The 375-nt window shown below is 66.4% G+C and carries 1 protein-coding gene and 1 pseudogene; both read right to left on the reverse strand.

Translation table 11 applies throughout. From position 1 onward, the window contains the following. The coding region (locus N2041_RS14370) for an SDR family NAD(P)-dependent oxidoreductase (protein WP_297679271.1) at positions 1-257 on the reverse strand (257 nt) is incomplete at its 3' end. Next, positions 257-375, reverse strand: a pseudogene (locus N2041_RS14960) (SMP-30/gluconolactonase/LRE family protein); the annotation flags it as partial. The pseudogene N2041_RS14960 and the gene N2041_RS14370, both read right to left, overlap by 1 nt.

The following is a 375-nucleotide window of genomic DNA, read 5'->3' on the forward strand; positions in this document are numbered from 1 at the left end:
CGTTTGAAGCGTTCCAGGGTTTGCTCCACCAGTCGCTCAATCTGTGGTTTTTCCCCCACGTCACAAGGAAGACCCCAGGCTGCCAGCCCGTGTGCGCGCAACTCGGCCTCGGCAGCGGCGCAGGCTCTGGGGTCTTCGCTCGAGAGCACTACCTGAGCCCCCAGTTCGGCCAACAGCCGGGCGCTGGCCAGCCCGATGCCCCGGCTGCCGCCGGTCACCAGCGCCACCGTGCCGCTCAGGTCGAACAGTGGGTGCATCAATGCCTCCAGTGGATCATGGGCTGGCCTGGCACCGGGCTGCGGAAGTAGGGAATACGGTTGCCGCGCAGGCTACCCAGATAGACCGTGCGCAGATCTGGCCCCCCGAAGGTTAGGC

This window comes from Tepidiforma sp. (assembly GCF_026419595.1).
Lineage (GTDB): Bacteria > Chloroflexota > Dehalococcoidia > Tepidiformales > Tepidiformaceae > Tepidiforma.